17 protein-coding genes are annotated in these 18,713 nt (G+C 36.1%); 14 read left to right on the forward strand and 3 right to left on the reverse strand.

Going from position 1 to position 18,713, the window contains the following annotated elements:
• Positions 1-21 precede the first annotated feature (21 nt).
• Together J0L83_13695 and J0L83_13700 are read left to right on the forward strand one after the other, a co-directional pair.
• Positions 22-5,832 (forward strand): DUF3320 domain-containing protein, encoded by a 5,811-nt coding sequence (locus J0L83_13695; protein ID MBN8665629.1) that lies wholly within the window; start codon positions 22-24, stop codon positions 5,830-5,832.
• A gap of 155 nt (positions 5,833-5,987) precedes the next feature.
• Positions 5,988-6,296: a hypothetical protein gene (locus tag J0L83_13700; GenBank protein MBN8665630.1), complete on the forward strand. Its 309-nt coding sequence runs from the start codon at positions 5,988-5,990 to the stop codon at positions 6,294-6,296.
• Between the two features lie 41 nt (positions 6,297-6,337).
• On the opposite strand, the gene J0L83_13705 is transcribed toward J0L83_13700, so the two are convergent.
• Entirely contained in the window at positions 6,338-6,835 is a 498-nt protein-coding gene (locus J0L83_13705) for a PEGA domain-containing protein (GenBank protein ID MBN8665631.1), read from the reverse strand.
• Positions 6,836-6,870: 35 nt separating this feature from the next.
• Positions 6,871-7,323: a hypothetical protein gene (locus tag J0L83_13710; GenBank protein MBN8665632.1), complete on the reverse strand. Its 453-nt coding sequence runs from the start codon at positions 7,321-7,323 to the stop codon at positions 6,871-6,873.
• A 446-nt stretch (positions 7,324-7,769) separates the two neighbouring features.
• Between J0L83_13710 and J0L83_13715 the strand changes: the two genes are divergently transcribed.
• From J0L83_13715 to J0L83_13765, 11 genes are all read left to right on the forward strand, one after another.
• Entirely contained in the window at positions 7,770-9,029 is a 1,260-nt protein-coding gene (locus J0L83_13715) for a Y-family DNA polymerase (protein ID MBN8665633.1), read from the forward strand.
• A 56-nt stretch (positions 9,030-9,085) separates the two neighbouring features.
• A complete protein-coding gene (locus J0L83_13720) occupies positions 9,086-9,340 on the forward strand; it encodes a hypothetical protein (GenBank protein ID MBN8665634.1) in 255 nt (84 codons plus the stop codon).
• Positions 9,337-9,849 carry a hypothetical protein gene (locus J0L83_13725; protein ID MBN8665635.1) on the forward strand — a complete coding sequence of 171 codons (513 nt, stop codon included), beginning with the start codon at positions 9,337-9,339 and terminating at the stop codon, positions 9,847-9,849. Before J0L83_13720 ends, J0L83_13725 begins: the two co-directional genes overlap by 4 nt.
• Position 9,850: 1 nt before the next feature.
• Positions 9,851-10,642, forward strand: coding sequence for an SOS response-associated peptidase family protein (locus J0L83_13730; protein ID MBN8665636.1), 792 nt, complete (start codon positions 9,851-9,853; stop codon positions 10,640-10,642).
• A gap of 20 nt (positions 10,643-10,662) precedes the next feature.
• Positions 10,663-11,190, forward strand: coding sequence for an O-acetyl-ADP-ribose deacetylase (locus J0L83_13735; GenBank protein MBN8665637.1), 528 nt, complete (start codon positions 10,663-10,665; stop codon positions 11,188-11,190).
• A 388-nt stretch (positions 11,191-11,578) separates the two neighbouring features.
• Positions 11,579-11,770 carry a hypothetical protein gene (locus J0L83_13740; GenBank protein ID MBN8665638.1) on the forward strand — a complete coding sequence of 64 codons (192 nt, stop codon included), beginning with the start codon at positions 11,579-11,581 and terminating at the stop codon, positions 11,768-11,770.
• Between the two features lie 57 nt (positions 11,771-11,827).
• Complete coding sequence (locus tag J0L83_13745) at positions 11,828-12,742, forward strand: carboxypeptidase-like regulatory domain-containing protein (protein ID MBN8665639.1); 915 nt, start codon at positions 11,828-11,830, stop codon at positions 12,740-12,742.
• Between the two features lie 638 nt (positions 12,743-13,380).
• Complete coding sequence (locus J0L83_13750) at positions 13,381-13,860, forward strand: redoxin domain-containing protein (protein ID MBN8665640.1); 480 nt, start codon at positions 13,381-13,383, stop codon at positions 13,858-13,860.
• A 7-nt stretch (positions 13,861-13,867) separates the two neighbouring features.
• Positions 13,868-16,039: a peptidase domain-containing ABC transporter gene (locus J0L83_13755; protein ID MBN8665641.1), complete on the forward strand. Its 2,172-nt coding sequence runs from the start codon at positions 13,868-13,870 to the stop codon at positions 16,037-16,039.
• A 341-nt stretch (positions 16,040-16,380) separates the two neighbouring features.
• On the forward strand, positions 16,381-17,400 hold the full coding sequence (locus J0L83_13760) for a hypothetical protein (protein MBN8665642.1): 1,020 nt from the start codon (positions 16,381-16,383) through the stop codon (positions 17,398-17,400).
• A 146-nt stretch (positions 17,401-17,546) separates the two neighbouring features.
• Positions 17,547-17,888 (forward strand): hypothetical protein, encoded by a 342-nt coding sequence (locus J0L83_13765; GenBank protein ID MBN8665643.1) that lies wholly within the window; start codon positions 17,547-17,549, stop codon positions 17,886-17,888.
• Between the two features lie 25 nt (positions 17,889-17,913).
• On the opposite strand, the gene J0L83_13770 is transcribed toward J0L83_13765, so the two are convergent.
• Positions 17,914-18,084, reverse strand: coding sequence for a hypothetical protein (locus tag J0L83_13770; GenBank protein MBN8665644.1), 171 nt, complete (start codon positions 18,082-18,084; stop codon positions 17,914-17,916).
• A 78-nt stretch (positions 18,085-18,162) separates the two neighbouring features.
• Between J0L83_13770 and J0L83_13775 the strand changes: the two genes are divergently transcribed.
• Entirely contained in the window at positions 18,163-18,462 is a 300-nt protein-coding gene (locus J0L83_13775; protein MBN8665645.1) for a helix-turn-helix domain-containing protein, read from the forward strand.
• Positions 18,463-18,713: the final 251 nt, after the last annotated feature.

The following is an 18,713-nucleotide window of genomic DNA, read 5'->3' on the forward strand; positions in this document are numbered from 1 at the left end:
CTCAAATAGTATATCATACTCATGCAAGAACATATTTCTCTCCTTTTACACAAGCAGACACTCCCATTTCTAAACATTTCACTCTATCTGAACGACATTAAGCCTGTTCAGGCATTGAGTATTGAAAATATATCTGAAAATAATTCTAATCAGCTTTTTGTTAAGATAGCTTCTGATTTTCCTTGCATTGAGCCGTTTGAATACATAGTTGCATTTGTTCCTGCGAAAAGCCAGATAAAAATTCCTTTAGATGGACTGAAAGTAAGCCGCCATTTTTTGAACAAATTATCCGAAACTGAAATAGCAAGCATCTCAATTGAGGTTATTGAAAATGATGTAGCAATTATCAAAGAAAGTATTACGATTAATGTTTATCCATTAGAATATTTCGGTGGCTTTCAATTTTTGCCTGAAATGATTGCGTCTTACATTACGCCTAATCATCCTTTCGTCTATCATATAAAAAGAAAGGCGGTTGATATTTTAGAAAAGCAAGGATTAAAAACTGCATTTGAAGGTTACCAAAGTAATGACCCTGAACGGGTTTTGCAAATGATGTCTGCTATTTATTCGGCCATTCAAAGCGAGGAAATAGTTTATAGTTCATTGCCACCGGGTTATGAGGAAATTGGGCAACGTTTGAGGTTGCTGAATACTATTCAAAATGAGAAATTTGGAAACTGCATTGATATTAGCTTATTGTTTGCTGCTTGTTTAGAAGCAGTTGACTTAAATCCAATTTTGATAATAGTGCGAGGACACGCATTTGTTGGATGCTGGTTACAGGATAACAAGTTTTCAGAAGCTATCAATGACGACAAGACTGCCATAACCAAAAGGCTTTCAAAAGGCATTCGTGAAATGGCCGCCGTTGAAGCTACAAGTGTTTGCAAGGGTAATAATACTAAGTTCAGTGATGCACTAAATTTAGGCGAAGCTCAATTAGTTCAAAAAGATGATTTTTTGCTATCGGTTGATATTAAAAGAGCAAGAACATTGCGAATACGTCCGTTGCCATTGCTTACAAACGGAACAGTAACTCAATTAGATGAGGATGCAATAAAACAGACCGAAACGGCTGCAATGGAAAACCATTTTGAGATTGGAACCATTTATGAAGACGAACTATTACAGGGTAAGCAGCCTAAAACGAAGCAAAAAATATGGGAACGTAAGTTGTTAGATTTATCGCTGCGTAATAATTTGCTCAATTTACATATCACTCGCAATATGTTACAGTTGGTTGATATTGACATCAGCCACTTGGAGGACACATTATCGGATGGCAAAAGTTTTTCAATATTGCCTAATCCAAATGCAGAGGTTTTGAGAAGGTATAATTTGTTTATGCAGCCTCTCCATCATTCATCGCCACTATTTCAGTTGGCAAACGATGAATTAAAGCATAATCGTTTACTAACCCATTACCATCAACAAGACTTAGACAATATACTCGTTTATATTCACAAAAATGCAAAGCAATCCATTGAAGAAAATGGCTCAAGCACTCTGTATTTGGCTGTGGGTTTGCTGAAATGGTTTGATAGAAAAACACCTGAACAACCACGATATTCTCCGATTCTATTATTGCCTGTTGAAATAAGCCGCCGGTCGGTAAATAGCAAGTTCACATTGAAAAGCCGTGAAGAAGAAACAATGATAAACATTACATTGGTTGAATTTCTTCGGCAGGAGTATGAACTGAATTTGGGGTCATTAGAACAATTACCAACTGACGACAAAGGTGTAGATGTAGCAAAAGTGATGGGCATTCTTCGAAGGGCTATTATGCATTTGAAAGGTTGGGATGTAGTGGAGCAATTAGTGTTGGGTAACTTTTCTTTCAGCAAATTAATTCTTTGGAAAGACATTGTAGTGCATCAGGAAGAATTGCTAAAAAGCGATATGGTTCGCAGTTTGGTTGAAGGCAAATTAGTATTCAATGAAAGTCATGATCCACATTCAGTTACCGATTTTGACAATATTCATTCGCATAATATAGTTTTGCCCATTCCGACGGATATTTCCCAATTTGAAGCTGTGCTTACTGCACAACAAGGACATAGTTTTATTTTACATGGCCCTCCTGGAACTGGTAAATCTCAAACTATCACCAATATCATTGCCGATGCTTTGTATCGTGGCAAACAAGTTTTGTTTGTTGCAGCTAAAAAAGCTGCATTAGATGTTGTTCAAAGACGATTAGAGCAAATTGGGCTTTCACCTTTTATATTAGAACTCCATTCTAATAAATCTAAAAAATCGGATGTGTTGGCGCAATTGGCAAAATCAATTGAAACAGGAAAACTTGCAAGAACAGCCGATTTTCAACAAGAAGCACAACGGTTAGATGCTGCTAAAAAAGCCATAAGCCAATATGTAAACGTTTTACACCAAAAGCAACAATTTGGATGGAGTTTGTATGATAGCATAACAGCTTTAGAAAGTTACCGTGATAAAAAACTCTCAAAGAATTTTATTCCCGAAACCATTCTGCAACAATTAAACACCAATCTTTGGCAGCAATGGACTGATTGGCTTCCGCAATTTCAATCCATTGCAAGTTTGATTATTCATCCATCTGAAAACCCGCTTACTGCCCTGAATTTGTTACAGTACTCTGCTTCGGTTAATGATGAAATTTCTGCACAAACTCAAAAGCTGTTAAAACTTTTGACTGATTTTAATATTAAATCTCAATCGCTTGCAAACTCAATTTATTTTCCTTTTCCAATACAAGCCAAAACTGAGTGGGAACAATATGTTCAAGTCATAATTGTATTCCAACAACTACCGGATATTCATTTAGAGCTTATTGGTTATTTATCCGATAAAGAAAACTACAGTGTGTATGAGGAATGGAGTAAAGTATATAATAAATATCAAATACTTTTAAACAGTATTTTAAAAGACTACAACCGGAATATTTTAACCTCAGATGTCTCATCGATAAAAATACAGTGGAAAAAGGCACAACAAAGTTGGTTCTTGCTGAAATGGTTTCAATCTAGGAAAATCAAAAAGCAATTATCTGTCTATAGAAATGTTCCATTCAATAGTGACAGCGAAATAGAGGAGCTTTTCCTCCTACAAGATCAATTGCAGGAAGTGCAACGCCTTTTGCAACAAGATCGTTTTTTATCAGTACAACAAGCCCTAAAAAGTTTGTTCAAAGATGAGCAAACTGATTTAGTAGACATCGGTAGTAAAGCTGAGTTAATTCAGAAGTTAAGTAATGCAACAAATAGTTGGGATCGAAATGGTCTTGGCAAATGGATTCAGATATGGCAAGGAAAAAACTTGCAGTATTTAGCTGAAATTAAGCAAAAGAGTTTAACTGCCATTGTCGATTTTATTCAACTTGCAACAACATTTAACCAAGAAATCAAAAGTTACGAAACACTTACTGGAGTCCAGTTTCAACAGAACGAAAATTGGATTACTGAAACCGTAAATCAATTGCATAATATTCAAACACATCTTCCATATTTAAAAAACTGGATGAATTATGTGCAACTTCGTAAGCAAGGAGAAAACTTACAGTTATATTGGTTTATAAGCGCTTATGAAAATAAATTATGCAGTGCTGAGAACTTGACAGATTACTTTCATTACACCGCCCATTCTTCGATTGCACAACGAGTTATTTCACAAAATGAGGCTCTAAGTTTATTTAATGCTGATTTATTTGAAAGTAAAATTGAGCAATATAAAAAAATTGCTAAAGACTTTCAGCATCTTACCATTCAGGAATTACGAGTAAAATTAGCTGCACAATTACCAAACAATACTGCTGAGGCGATGCAAAGTTCTGAAATTGGAATTTTACAAAGAGCAATAAAAAATAAAGGCAGAGGATTGAGTATTAGAAAGCTGTTTGACCAAATTCCTAATCTGTTGCCACGTATTGCACCTTGTATGCTGATGAGCCCAATTTCAGTAGCGCAGTATTTTGATGTAAACACAAACCATTTTGACATTTTGATCTTTGATGAGGCTTCGCAGTTACCAACTTGCGAAGCTGTAAGTGCTTTAGCAAGAGCAAAACAATCGGTGATCGTTGGCGACCCAAAGCAAATGCTACCTACTTCCTTTTTTAGTACTATCAAGTTAGACGAAGAAAACATGGATGTAGAAGATTTAGAAAGTATTCTTGATGATTGTTTGTCATTGTCTGTTCCTTCAAAATATTTATTGCGGCACTATCGCAGCAAGCACGAAAGTTTAATTGCTTTCAGCAACGTAAACTATTATGAAAACAAACTGCTTACTTTTCCCTCATCGGATGACTTGAACCGAAAAGTAAAGTATCATCAAATCAAAGGTTTTTATGATAAAGGTAAAACACGAACTAACAGATTTGAGGCTGATGAAATAGTTCAATATATTAAATCTCACTACAACAATTCGGAAAAGCGAAAATTGAGTATAGGTGTTGTAACATTCAGTCAAACACAACAAAATCTGATTGAAGAAAAGCTTCAAAAACTCTTTATGAGCGACCCTAGGTTGGAAGAACATGCTAATGAAAGTAATGAACCTTTGTTTGTAAAGAACTTAGAGAATGTCCAAGGCGATGAGCGTGATATTATTCTCTTTTCCGTGTGCTATGCACCTGATGAAGAAGGAAAAATGAGCATGAATTTTGGTCCATTAAACCGTGATGGCGGATGGCGTAGATTAAATGTAGCCATAACCCGTGCAAGATATGAAATGCACCTATTCTCAACACTACATGCAGACCAAATAGATTTAAGCCGCACATCTGCTGAAGGCGTGGCAGGCCTTAAAGCATTTTTACAATTTGCTGAAAAAGGACATTTGAGTGTTCGCCCCGAAGATGTTCAGGAAACACTAAACAAACAACATTTGTCTGCTTCCATAAGCAAAAAGTTACAGGAGAAAGGATTAGAGGTTAAATGTAATATCGGGACTTCAGGTTTTAAAGTGGATATTGGTATTGTTCATCCTGACAAGCCCCAACAATATATTTTAGGTGTAGTAATTGACGGCTATTATTACTACAAAGCTCAAACAGCTAATGATAGAGAAATGGTTATGCCCTCTGTACTTAAAGCCTTAGGTTGGAATGTTTATCGCATCTGGACAATGGACTGGTATGAAAATTCCGAAAAGATTGTTGATAGTATTTTTGAAAAAGTAAAGCATTTGCAAACCCAGCCCGAAGTCAAGGAAGAGAATATTAACGAACCTGCTGTTGAACCCTTAGTTGAACCAATTAAAGTAATGCCCAAAGAGGTTACACCGTTTATTTTTAAAAGTAAACAAAAACCTTATGTAGCTGCTACCTTAACTACTGTTTCTTTTGCCAATAGTGAGACTATTTTTGAATTTCATAACCGGAATACTATCAAAGAGCAAATACAATCTTTGGTCGATACAGAAGCTCCTATCAGCAAAAGCTTATTGTATAAAAAAGTATTGCAAGCATGGAACACTAGTCGTGTAGGGGCAAGATTAGACAAGCTCTTGGAAGGAGTTATCGAAGAGATGAATTTAGTTGAAACTACTCATCATCAACCCTTTTATTGGAAAAACAATACTATTTTAGATCACTATCGAAGTAATGATATTGAAAAACGGAATATGGAAGACATTGCTCCCGAAGAAGTAATGGTAGCTTTAGAGGAAGTCGTAAATAACAACTTAAGCATTGAAGAAGATGAACTCCTTCGCTACTTAGCAAGAACCTTTGGTTTTTCTAAAGTCGGTAAACAGATTGACACTCTACTACGTTACTGCATTGACGTTTCAGTAAAACAAGAGAAAGTCAAAAGAGAAAACAACAGAATAAAAGTTGCTAACAAATAAATCTTCGTGCAGGATGATTAAAAAGACAAAAATATCTATAATAGCAGTTTGGCTTATTGTAGGGTGTATTATTTTCTAGCAGAGTTTCTTGTAAGATTCAAGAATTATTACAAATAGTCTTAAGTGTGTATAAGCTTAATTTAGAACTATCATAAATGAATTCCTTTCTTGCCATACCACCACCAATTATCCCAACTAAGCGAAATGCCGGCGATGATCCAGAATCCACTCTTTCTGCAATCGTATCACTCAAACACGGAGATTTCATCTTTGAATGCCTAAGCCGCAAATGGTATAAACGTTACCGTTTTGAGCATCCAGATCTAGGGTTAGTGATTTTTGATGAAAATGGAGAGAAGCTGATTTTTACTACAATAGAATATTCGGGAGAAGAAATTAATGAGTTTAAAAGATTTGTTATCGCATGGCAGCATCATGAAAGGCAATATCCCAATTTAAGATAATCCAAAGAGGGCCGTATTATGATGGCCCTCTTTGATTAATCTTATTTCAATCTTACAAGACTTTTTCTTTCGTCAATAGAAATTGTGTTAATGTCAATAATCTTTAGAGAATGAGATAATTGTGCATTGCTACTTTTGAGTGTTACATTGACTGGAGGTGTTTCTAATTTCCACATAGCACCTGTAGCAGGGTCTACTATTAACATACCTAAAACTCCCCCAAGAAACAAGTTACCAAAGTACCATCCATTTAACTTAAAGTTTATTGGTACTATTTGTTCTGCGAAACCCTTAGCAGAAATTTTAACTTGATATTCGGCACGAGAGAAAAACCCCGCTCCTGATTTTAAGCTAACAGTGGCTGGAGATGCGCCTCTGTATACTTCTTTACCTTTTTTATCTGTGATACTAATTGTAGCTCCAGATGGGTTACTATTTACTGATACAGGATAAGAGCTTTTCCCGAATAATGTAGCACATCCCATTAGGACAATTGAAGAGACCACTATACTTGTTGTATATAGAAATAACTTTTTCATAAGTAGTTGAATTGAAAATGTTTTTTTGAAATTGACTAGTAAATCGATACTACTCTTACTGTATCCTGAGATATAGTAAAGCTTCTGTTACCATCATTGAATCCTTGAGTAAAAATCATTTGTCCTTGAGACCAAAGGAATCTGTAATTGTATACCCTTCCTGTGGAAGAAAACTGAACAAGGGGAAGCTTGTCCCAAAGATTACCTGTTTTTAGATAGGCTGTAACAGATCCTTTTGTAACGACATCTGTGGTAATATCGGGATTGTTTACTGTTGCCAGATAAAGAGTGGCTGCTGTTGACCATGACCATGAAGATGCAGGAATAACAATGTCTCTTGTCTTAATTGTACCTACACCTGCTGGTCCTTGAGGTCCGGTTGCACCTGCTGGCCCTGCTGGTCCGGCAGGACCTTCTTTCGTGCAGCTTGATAGTAGAAAAGCACTGCCAATAAATAGCAGATTTAGGAAATGTAGTTTCCTTTTCATTTTGTGGTAGTTTGGAGTATTTGTCAAGCTCCTAGACAAATAGTTCATAAAAAACCGCGTGGAGCTTTACTAAAACTGCTCCAACGCCTACCACAGCGTATGCCAATTAAAGTATCACCCCACGCTTATCGTGGCTGCGATAACAACTTTGGCATTATAAACTGCGTGTCCGCGAGTGGTAGTTTGGAGCAGATTTGTACGCAGCAATATTTTATCAAATGTAAATTAAAGCTGCTAACTTCTATTTACTTAATAAATATTGGGCCTTTTATGACTTTGTGTAAGGAAGAAGGTTTAAAGTTTTGCAAATGCAGTGTCTTAATGTAGATGGCTGCTACAGGAAATTGTAGAGATAGTAATTATAACCACTATTACTGGTGGTTATGTTTCATTGGGGGAGAACAAATGTCCTATAAAATTACTAAATAATTTAGTATTTTGCATGAATGATAGCCCTCATTGACTGCAATAATTTTTATGCATCCTGCGAACGATTATTTGAACCAGCATTGGAAAAAAAGCCCGTGGTGGTGTTATCGAATAACGATGGCTGCGTGATTGCTCGAAGCAACGAAGCAAAATCTGTCGGTATTCAGATGGGCACTCCCGCATTCATGATAGAAAAAATGCTGGAAAAAGAGGAAGTGGCTGTTTTTTCTTCCAACTATCCATTGTACGGTGATTTGTCCATGCGGGTGATGACGGTGATTCGGGAAATGGTACCTGATTTGGAAGTGTATTCAATCGATGAAGCTTTTGCAGACTTTCAATACATTCCAGTATCGAAAATCGAAGGAATTTGCAGGAAAATAAAGGAACGTGTTAGGCTGTGGGTGGGCATTCCTATTTCCATTGGTGTCGCTCCTACGAAGACACTGGCAAAAATGGCCAATCGTTATGCAAAAAAAGAAAGGAATTCGATCGGTGTCCATTGTCTTTTTTCGGAAGATGCTATCGACGATTTATTGAAAAATACGGCTATCGGGGATGTTTGGGGTGTTGGCTCGATGCATCGTAAAAAATTAGAGCAAATTGGCATTAAAACAGCATACGATTTTACCAAACTTCCTAAGACATGGGTCAAAAAAAACATGACGGTAGTAGGAGAGCGGTTATGGATGGAATTGAAGGGTATCCCAGCTATCGAATGGTTGCCACCGAGAATGGTAAAAAAAGCGATCTGTACAGCACGTTCTTTTGGTAAATTATTGAATGACGAAAAAAACATCCGCGAAGCAGTAGCAAATCATGCTTTTTCATGCTCCGAAAAACTGCGCAGACAGCATAGTGCTGCCGAATCTCTCTACGTTTTTTTACAAACCAACGCGCACCGTTTACAGGATCGACAATTAAGTACGGGAATACGGCTGATTTTACCATTTGCTTCCAATCGGGCAGACCAAATTATCGGTGCTGCGCTTCGGGGATTGAAGATGATTTACCGAGAAGGTTATTTTTTCAAAAAAGCAGGTGTGATGGTCATGGACTTGGTTCCAGAAAATACCACACAAACCAACCTTTTTTTCGATTCAACCGATGCAACGAAAAATGAGTTGATGCAGCGAGTCGATAATATCAATGCAGCCTATGGAAAAAACACGGTAATTTTTGGTTCGCAGGGGTTGGAAAGAGCATGGAAGCTTCGGCAGGAAAGATTGTCACCAGCATACACGACAAAAGCAACTGATTTTAAATGGGTAGGATGATACAATTTAACGGATGTGTGTCGGTGGAGTTCAATAGATTCTACCTGCACGAATTAATGGAAAAAGGCTATAGCTTTTTTTGGGCGTATGGACATTATTCCAAGGAAATCACCGATGAATCGTATCATATTTTTCCACTCCTTAAGGAATCTCCTTTATTGTCCTTTTTGGAAAGGAATGACAAGATGATTTTTTCAAAAAACGACGATGAATTATATGAAATGGCAGATGGAATTGCGGGAATTTTTTTCATGATCCATATTCCTGTAGAAGTTTTCAAAAAAATAGGAAATTCAACGTTTGAATTGTGATACAAAAAGGTGGCTCATACAATCCTGTTTTTCCATTTTCAATGGACGTTTTAGAGAAATCCATCGAGCGTGGTTGCAGGTTTTTTGTTCGTAACGCCTGGCCTGCAGGATTCGATCATTTTCACCATGATGTGAAGGCACTAATTTTTACTCATTACAATGAAGAAGACCATGCAAAAGCACATTTTCAGGCCGTCTTGCACGATCCGTTTCGACACATCTACGACATACAAAAAGAGGAAGACCTAAATCGGTTAAAAATTGCTGCAAATCAGCCAGCAGGGTACAAAATATTTTCAGCTTACTTCCGGGATGACTACAAAAAGATCATCACAAAGAATGTGAAGGAAAAAATCAATCGCTGGATGTACCGAAATACGGACTGGCAACCGAAAAAAGGACAGACCCTCCATGTGGACTTTTACCTAAAATTTGGGAAGCTTTTTTGCACCTTGTCCTTTCAGGGAAGGAAAATTCAGGTAACTTTTGATGAAATAGACAATTGCTAGCATGTGTCACGACATTTCCTTCTCGGCAAATACGGTAGAATTCATTAGTGATATTCTTCCCAACATCAAACTCGATGGACAGCTATCTATAGACCTTTCAGTAACCAGTCATGTGCTTTCGATGAGTAACCGAAAATGCCTTGTTATCATCGGGACACCGGAGGAACCAAGATTAGTACAATTCGAATGGGGTCTTATTGCCGATTATATGAATACACCGGAAAAGATCAAAGAATACCGGATACAGATGGCAAATGCCCGCAGCGAAAAGATATTGGATAAGAAGTCGGTGTGGTACCGGATAAGAAAACAGCGGTGCTTAATTGCTGTTGATGGAATCTTTGAACACCGGGAAATCAAGGGATGGAAGAATAAAGTGCCGTACTTCATTAAGCTCGCAAACCGCCGGCAAGTTTTTTTACCGGGATTTTATAATTACTCTCCGATACCGGATGCAGAGACAGGAGAATTGAAGGGCACATTTACAGTCGTTACACGACCCGCAAACACCTTAATGCAGCAAATACATAATCACGGGCCTAATAAGCACAGGATGCCTGTTTTTATGCAGCCTGAGGATGCTTTAAACTGGATTAAGCCGGATTTATCTGATGAGCAAATTTTGGAGATGGTGAATTACGAGATTCCTTCGGAGGAATTAGCAGCATGGCCTGTTTTCACCATCCGCACCACGAAGGAAAGACCGGATGGAGCAGATAAGATGAGTCCCTACGCATGGCAGGGTTTACCGCCGCTTGGTAATGATGATGGAACGCCGAAGACTTTGTTTTAATCAGACTAAATTTCTTGTATATGGGTGTTTCTATTGAAGTAGTGATGGGAGACATTACAAAAATTACTTGTGATGCCATTGTTAACGCTGCAAACTGCTTTTTAAAAGGTGGAGGAGGAGTGGATGGTGCGATACATAAAGCTGGGGGGGCAGCAATTTTGGAAGCCTGTAAGAAGATAGTGGCAGAGAATGGGATTTGTAAGGTTGGTGAAGCTGTGATAACCGAAGCTGGTAATCTGCCGGCAAAATATGTAATACATACTGTTGGTCCAGTTTGGAGAGATGGTCAGAGAGAAGAGCATCAAAAGCTTGCGGAGTGTTACGAGAATTCCTTGAAGCTTGCAGTGGAGCATAATTGTGATTCTATATCATTCCCCAATATCAGTACTGGAGTCTATGGATTTCCTAAAGATCAGGCGGCAACAATTGCTGTTGATGCGGTTATGAAATTCGGTAACCAAGTTAAAAAACCATCAAGGGTAGTGTTTGTTTGTTTTGATGAAGAGAACTATACGATACTAAGGAAATCATTAGAATCATACGCATAATAAAAAAAGAGATTATAGACAAGGGGGAAATTTCCCGGTTTTAAAGGGGGGTGTTTTTCACCTAAAAAACCGTTGATTAACGGGGTATAATCCGTTTATTTCTTCATTCTACCTATTGCCTCAATTACTATTTTGGTTCAAATAAATGTAATATCTGTGGCTAGAGTAATTCAACCATGATGTTATAATTATTATAAAATGGTAATCCATAATTCCCATTTGTCTAACCAAAAAATGGACGTTAATAGAGAGCGAATCTATTTCGGGTAGTTTCACAGCCGAGCTAAAAAGCAAAACTGGAGCCTTGCAGTATAAGCAAGTAAAAAAACCGCTGAACAATCACCCGTGGTGTAAGAAAGGGGGGGAGTAATATGAAAACTTAATTCAAATGAAAAAAATGGATTTCAATCAAATGGAAAGAACCGAAGGCGGAAAATTTTGGGGTTGGAGCGAATGGAGTTGTGGACCCTGTGATGCTACAGGACATCAATCTTGTGTTCGTTCGTATTCTGCTTTTTGGATTAAAGTTGACTATCAATACGATTACATTCAAGGAGATTGTCCGCCTGTAGTTTTTTAATCAGCATTTTGGTATCCGTTGCTCTATTTAACAACGGATACCAATTAATATTACTTTATGAAGCTATTACTATTTCTTTCAATTTTAACACTATTTAGTTTCAATAATTTAATTGGTCAATCAAAAAGTTATTCAGCAATAATAATTGATCGGGAAACTAGAAAACCAATTTCATTTGCTTCGATATTTAATTTAGTTAAAAAAAATGGCGTATACAGTAATGAAACTGGCAATTTTAAAATTGATTTAAATGTATCTGATACAATATCTATAAGTTGTATTGGATACAAAACAATTAAGTTTGTTCCTATTGATATTAATACACTTGATTCAATTTCTTTAATTTCTGATATTAGAGAATTAGAAGAGGTAGTCGTTTATTCTCAAAATTTTAATTATAAAAGTATTAAATTAGGTGATAAGCGGTTACGATCATCTATTCATATTTCGAGAAGTTCAGGTTTTGAATATGCGACCTTTGTTCCCAATCCTCAAAATGGAGCAAGGCTTTTTATTGAAAAGATTAGCTTCAAAATTAGAAAGTCGGGGAACCAACCTGCTGCGATACGTGTGCACATATATGAACCCGACAGCTTTTTTAGACCAGCAAAAGAGCTATTGGATAGCAATGTGTTTATCATAGTTACAGATCCTGGAGATCATAATATTGCTGTAAAAATTAAAAAATTACAAGCCCCATTTTATCAAGCTGGTGTTTTTATAGGAGTCGAATATTTGGGCAACTTTAGTAGATACTCAGGTGATATTGTTGGCAAAGAGGTTAATGACTTACGAATCGGTTTTGAGAAATCTGATCAGGGTTTTAAAACTTTTGAAAGATTCAACAAGCAAGAATGGCGAGAGGCTGATATTAAAAAGCTGTTTGCTAATTCAGAAGGGTTTAAACGACTCCAAAAAGGAAATACTCCAAATTTATCGCTTTATATAGAAGCAGTTGTTTTGAATGATTAACATAAGTGTACTTAAATGAGTATAAAGAGTTTATATAATAGGAGACCTAGTCTTTTTATTCTGTTCTTAAGTCAATTTATTATTATATGCATAATATTTTTATTATCGCAAGTAGCATTTGCAAATGCTAGTGCCACTATTCACATTGATTTTATTAGTGGAGTTATAAACTATTCTACATATTGGGGGCTATTAATGATATTATTAAGCCAGCTTGTTACTATAGTTATTACATTTCTTTTATTTAGAATAGGTGGGTTAATTTCAGAAATTAGTTTTGATAGCAAAACACTGTTCACAATTATTGTGTTCTCTTCATACATTTTTATAATTCAGTATTTTCTTGAATTCATATGGCTTTTGTTTTTTTAAAAAAATTATTCTTACATAGAGTTAAGACATTTCAACTTGCTATCTTTATTCTGGATTCATGAAAATTTAAAGTTGCCTTGGTACTTTGCTTATGCTTTTGAAACATTTAATTTATTTGAACTTCTTTATATCATAGTGATTTATTTATTTCTTATCAAGCATTGTAGTAAAACTATAATCAAAGCATTTCTACTTAAATATTATATCATTCCTTTTTTCTTTTGGATTGTACTTATAACTTATTTACAAGTAACTTTTATGAAGGTATGAGAAAATATATTTTACCTATTCTCTTTGCATTTGGAATTTTGTTTTTTTCGATTCAGATTTACTTTAGTCAAAAAGAGGATATCAAAAATGAAATTCATTTATTTTCTGCTTCTGAGCTTATAGAAATTGAAGCGCAACCAATTAAATTAGAGGTTGCAGCCAAGCCCTATTTTGTTTTTTATTTTAGTCCTAGTTGTGATGCGTGTCGTGTGGGCATTCTTGATATCAATCAAAATATATCGAAACTATCTGACTATAACCTAGTTTTTATTTCGGCTGGTGATAAGAATGAATCATTGACCTTTCTTTCAAATTTTAAAAGGCCATATTCATTGTTTTTGGATTCTAATTTCTATTACTCAAGCAAGCATAAAATTTTATATACACCCTATTATCAAATTTTTGATAAAAATGGAAAGCTTCTCTTTAGTGATAAAAACTTGAACTCACTAATAAATAATAAAATATTAAAATAATAGGTTAGTGAGTAAAAAAAAGTTGAATGTTTTTCAGCAACAATCAAAATATGATTGTGGTATCTGCTGTTTACTTACAATAATACAATATTACGGTGGAAATGAGACATTAGAGAATCTTCGACGCCTAAGTGGCACCAATAAAACTGGCACTTCGCTACTCGGCTTATATCAGGCTGCCAACGCTTGTGGTTTTAATGCAGAGGGTTGCGAAGCTGATATGGATGCATTACTGGCACATCCATTACCATGTATTTTACATGTTGTTTTAGATAATCACCTGCAGCATTACGTGGTTTATTTTGGTAAAAAAAATCAGAAAGGCAGGAAGCTTTTGGTTATAGGAGATCCTGCAAAAGGTATTGTTCATCTAACAGCTGAAGAACTCGATAAAATATGGCAATCAAAGGCATGTTTGATCTTAACACCCAATGATCATTTTCAACTAAAATCTTCTATTGCTGCAAGAAAACGGCTTTGGATTAAAGATCTTGTAAAAAAAGACATTAGTCTGCTGTCTATTGCTGCACTCTTAGGAATCGTCATTGCGGCTTTAGGGTTAACTATGGCAATTTTCTCCCAGAAGTTAATTGATGAATTTATTCCTGAAAAACAGCATACGAAATTGTTTACAGGTGTTATCTTGGTTTTTTTGTTGTTGGTAGCCAAAGAAACCCTCGGTTTAGTACGCGCACAATTATTGCTTATGCAATCTAAGGAGTTTAACCTTCGTATTGTAGAGCATTTTTTCTCACGTCTACTTTTCTTACCTAAAACATTCTTCGATACAAGAAAGATTGGTGAGCTAACTGCTCGCTTAAATGATACTACGCGTATTCAACGCGTCATTAGCCAATTAGCAGGAAACACGCTGTTAGATACCATTGTTGTTTTAGTAACACTGGTGTTTATATTCAGTTATTCACGAATTAGCGGTTACATTACAGTATGCTGTTTACCTATTTTCTTTTTAATCATCTATCTGAAAAATAAGAAGATAACTGAAGCACAGCGAAAAACGATGGCCGGTTATGCTTTGGCGGAGAGTAATTATATATCTTCTTTACAAGGTGTAGAAGCAATAAAAAACCACTGTAAGGAAAAGCTATATAGCGAACAGAATACCTCTATATACGGTAGTTATCAAAATGCCATTTTTCAACTCGGGCAAATTCAGGTGCGGTTATCTTTTTCGGCCAATACATTTGCAGCAATACTATTATGCTCGCTATTAGCAATTTTAAGCCAACAAATATTAAATGGGGCTTTAAAAGCTGGGGAGTTAATAGCGATCATAGGTATGGTTGGTTCTTTATTGCCTGCAGTTGCTAATCTGGCGTTACTAAGCATCCCGATTAATGAGGCTAAAATAGCATTCAATAGAATGTTTGAGTTCGCAGGAATTGAGCCTGATAAACTTGGCACAGATCACCTTACTGACTTTATCCGTCTTGATGTACAGAAGGTAGCATTTAGATATCCTGGTAGAGGACAAATACTTCAGAACCTTTCATTTAGTGTACAAAAGGGGGAGATTATTGCATTAATGGGTGAGAATGGTTCTGGTAAGAGTACACTGGTACAGCTTTTAATGCAGCATTACACCCCAGAGAATGGAAATATTGTTATCAATAAGGCACATCAACTAAGCCAAGTAGATGCAAGTGATTGGCGAGGCCTTGTCGCTTTAGTACCTCAGCATGTATACATTTTTAATGGTACTGTTATAGAGAATATTGCCTTTGATGATGCCGCTAACAAGATGCAAGATGTATTAACTTTTTTGGATGAGTATGGCTTTTCGCCATTTATCAACAGTCTTCCTCAATCTTTTATGACTTTGGTTGGAGAAGAAGGGATTAATCTTTCCGGAGGCCAAATGCAAATGATTGCTCTGGCAAGGGCTTTGTACCATCGTCCTCAATTATTGATTCTGGATGAAGCTACAGCTGCAATGGATAGGGTTTCTGAACAGTTCGTATTAAAACTTTTACAAAGCCTAAGATATCAAATGGGCATTGTATTTATTACGCACAGATTACACGTATTGAAGAATTTTTGTGATATCATTTATGTGGTCGAAGGAGGAGCTGTTAAGCATTATGGCGATCACAAAACTTTGTTACAAACTGACAATTTATACAGCCGCTATTGGTCAGATATGGAGCATATGTCCTAACCCTTAATAAAAAAATAATTAATGCATGCGTCTTTAGATGATAGCGAAATTCAAGAAGGGTTAGGTGCTATATTAATTTATACAAATCATCTTCTCATACATCCTTATATTCTGGTCATAGTTGTTGCACATTTTCAACATTGCTACCTTCAACTTCAGCTATAATAAGAAAATAGTTCAAGGGGTATAATAAAATGTTGTTTTAAAACACAACAAATAGTGTATTTGAATTTATAATCTGTTGTTTTAGAGAACAACAGATTCGTAAAGAAGCATGTTTAGTTCAATAAACTTGCAGCTTTATAGAACTAAAATAACTTCATTTTTATAAATTGAAGTCTATGTTTATAGATTTTCATATCGAATTATCCTCAATCATTGCCTACTTTAACGATCAGGTGCTATCAGGGAGGCAAATGCCGGCAACAGCCAAGCAGGTGTATGAATATGCCATCAGCTCTTATTTGGAAATTCCGCACAAGCCATTTTTAACTCTGGCACAGGCCGATGACGATTATTATCAAAGATATCTTCAAGAGAGTGTCAAGGAAGTTGAAAAGACTGTCCCAGACTTTTTTGAGTATCAGGGTGATTTCTATGATTTGAATGAAACTCACTACATCAAAAGGGAGGATGTAGGTGATGAAGTTTTTGGATTGTTTTTTCAATTAAAGCTTGAAGAGATACAAAACTCTAACAAGACTCAATTAGCAAAATTCTATGATTTTCAGCTCTATGATAATTTCTATGGAAACAAAGATGAGTTTGATAATTTCTTGAAGAATTTGCCGGCAACTGCCGACAATTGCTGGCAACTGCCTGAAGTAAGCGATGGGCTCAATTCATTTATTTCTGATGAAGTTAAATCAGCTGATGATGATCTTTCTAGAAAAACGAACTATGAAGGAATAGAGCAAATAGATGAATGGAAATTCAAAAGATTATGTAAGCCAGGTTATGTGATTCCAACTATTTGGAATGATGATGAGATATTAAAATATTTCTCTTTTCTATATGAGTATAAATCAGTGATTGGCGAGTCTCTCATAACTAAAGAGGAATTTGATGTGATCTTTGAACATGGCCTTAGAATTCCGACTGTACCGCTACCAAATAAAATTTCCTTAAGGAATACACCTCAAGTTCCTAAGAGGTTATTAGATTTTGGAATTAATATATTCTGGAAATCAAATGGCAAAGGCAAGTGGCCAAAGTCTTGGCTTGTTTTATTCTTTGCTAATTATATAAAGCAATATGAAGATGCTTTGGTATCAAAGCAAAAACTTGACAACATCATTTCAAATTTAAAAAAGTATGATAACTACTCTGAATTGAAGTTTAAGAGGTATATGCCTTCATGAATTGTGTTGTTGAATTTGTCAATATTATTTTTAAAAATAACAACGCGTACGAGAATTTTAAAGTCGTACGCAAATATTCTTAAAACCCTTATCTGTATTAGGTTTCGGCTCTTGTGACAGTTAGCTTTGCTCAGTAAATAGAGCATATGTATACATGTTTCCAATGCGGGTTGCAAATCCCCCCATTCAGAAGGTCAACATTTTATTGTAGCGATGACTGCGCTTATGCAGCCAAGCTAGAACGTGAGCGCAATCGTGCTGAGTTTAATCGGAATAAAATTGCACTTCTTGAAAATGAAGTTCGGTTGAAGAATGCCTTTAATAAATATGGGAAGAATCCTTTTTCCGCGCAAGTATTGTTGGATTCTGAATTTCACTGGTCAATCTATTCCGAAATAAAGGAGATTGATGGCATACCTGTTAAAATTTTAATCAACTACGGGTACACACTTTTTGATAACGAAAAAATAGTTATATGGAAATTTTGAAAACTGTCCTGTCATCAAGAGCAGATTACTTACACGCATTGAAGTCAGCACCTAAGATGCCTTTGCCGCCGCCGCCCCCAGCGCCAGCACCTGTACAGATAACACCTATTGTACAACAGACAATGCCAAATATTCCGCCAATGCCACCGTCGAGTGGTAGTAAGTCATATTCAAAGACTTTTAGAAACTTAATCATTGGTGGGATTTTTGGATTAGTAGCTGTATTGGCCTACAAAAAATATGAAGAGTATAGAGAGAGGAAAAGATTTCAGAAGTGAAGAACCCGCAGATCATACTATCTGGCTTTACAGCAGAGGAGTTCACTGCTCTATTGGTGCGGGCGCTCCGTCCTATCATTCAGGAGGAGATAAAAGCTGCTTTGGAGAAAGAGCCAGAGCAGCTTCTTTCTCCTGCAGAAGTATGTAAGCGATTTGTCCCAAAGCTTTCTAAAACTACCCTAACTAAATGGGCTGACCAAGGGCTTATAGAAAGACATCAAATGGGTGGTCGAACCTTTTACAAATTATCCGAAGTTTTGCAGAAATCTAAGACGCTTAAGCGTTATAAAAATTAGTATGCTTATGATGTAACAATTCTTTCCGCGGCAAGTCAAAATTGGAATTGTTGGTTCAAGGGTCAGGCTCTTTATTTAGTTGCTTTACGAAAAATAGTGTTAGAAATGTTAGGGACTTCCCCTACAGAAGAGTCTTTATTTGAAGATTTTTTTTGTTTCTGAAGATCTTGATACGGGTTGAATCATTGCTTTTATCTATGAACCTAATACGATTCTCTTGCAAATGACGTTTATTTAAACATCTGATAATA

The sequence above is a fragment of the Chitinophagales bacterium genome, assembly GCA_017303835.1.
In the GTDB taxonomy this organism is placed as follows: domain Bacteria; phylum Bacteroidota; class Bacteroidia; order Chitinophagales; family Chitinophagaceae; genus JAFLBI01.

Bases quoted from the DNA above. Each gene is read 5' to 3' on its own strand.
- J0L83_13720 (MBN8665634.1), top strand. From the start codon at position 9,086: ATGGAAAAAGGCTATAGCTTTTTTTGGGCGTATGGACATTATTCCAAG.
- J0L83_13760 (MBN8665642.1), top strand. From the start codon at position 16,381: ATGTTTATAGATTTTCATATCGAATTATCCTCAATCATTGCCTACTTT.
- J0L83_13700 (MBN8665630.1), top strand. From the start codon at position 5,988: ATGAATTCCTTTCTTGCCATACCACCACCAATTATCCCAACTAAGCGA.
- J0L83_13740 (MBN8665638.1), top strand. From the start codon at position 11,579: ATGAAAAAAATGGATTTCAATCAAATGGAAAGAACCGAAGGCGGAAAA.
- J0L83_13695 (MBN8665629.1), top strand. From the start codon at position 22: ATGCAAGAACATATTTCTCTCCTTTTACACAAGCAGACACTCCCATTT.
- J0L83_13765 (MBN8665643.1), top strand. From the start codon at position 17,547: ATGTATACATGTTTCCAATGCGGGTTGCAAATCCCCCCATTCAGAAGG.
- J0L83_13750 (MBN8665640.1), top strand. From the start codon at position 13,381: ATGAGAAAATATATTTTACCTATTCTCTTTGCATTTGGAATTTTGTTT.
- J0L83_13710 (MBN8665632.1), bottom strand. From the start codon at position 7,323: ATGAAAAGGAAACTACATTTCCTAAATCTGCTATTTATTGGCAGTGCT.
- J0L83_13730 (MBN8665636.1), top strand. From the start codon at position 9,851: ATGTGTCACGACATTTCCTTCTCGGCAAATACGGTAGAATTCATTAGT.
- J0L83_13735 (MBN8665637.1), top strand. From the start codon at position 10,663: ATGGGTGTTTCTATTGAAGTAGTGATGGGAGACATTACAAAAATTACT.
- J0L83_13715 (MBN8665633.1), top strand. From the start codon at position 7,770: ATGATAGCCCTCATTGACTGCAATAATTTTTATGCATCCTGCGAACGA.
- J0L83_13705 (MBN8665631.1), bottom strand. From the start codon at position 6,835: ATGAAAAAGTTATTTCTATATACAACAAGTATAGTGGTCTCTTCAATT.
- J0L83_13745 (MBN8665639.1), top strand. From the start codon at position 11,828: ATGAAGCTATTACTATTTCTTTCAATTTTAACACTATTTAGTTTCAAT.
- J0L83_13770 (MBN8665644.1), bottom strand. From the start codon at position 18,084: ATGATTAAGTTTCTAAAAGTCTTTGAATATGACTTACTACCACTCGAC.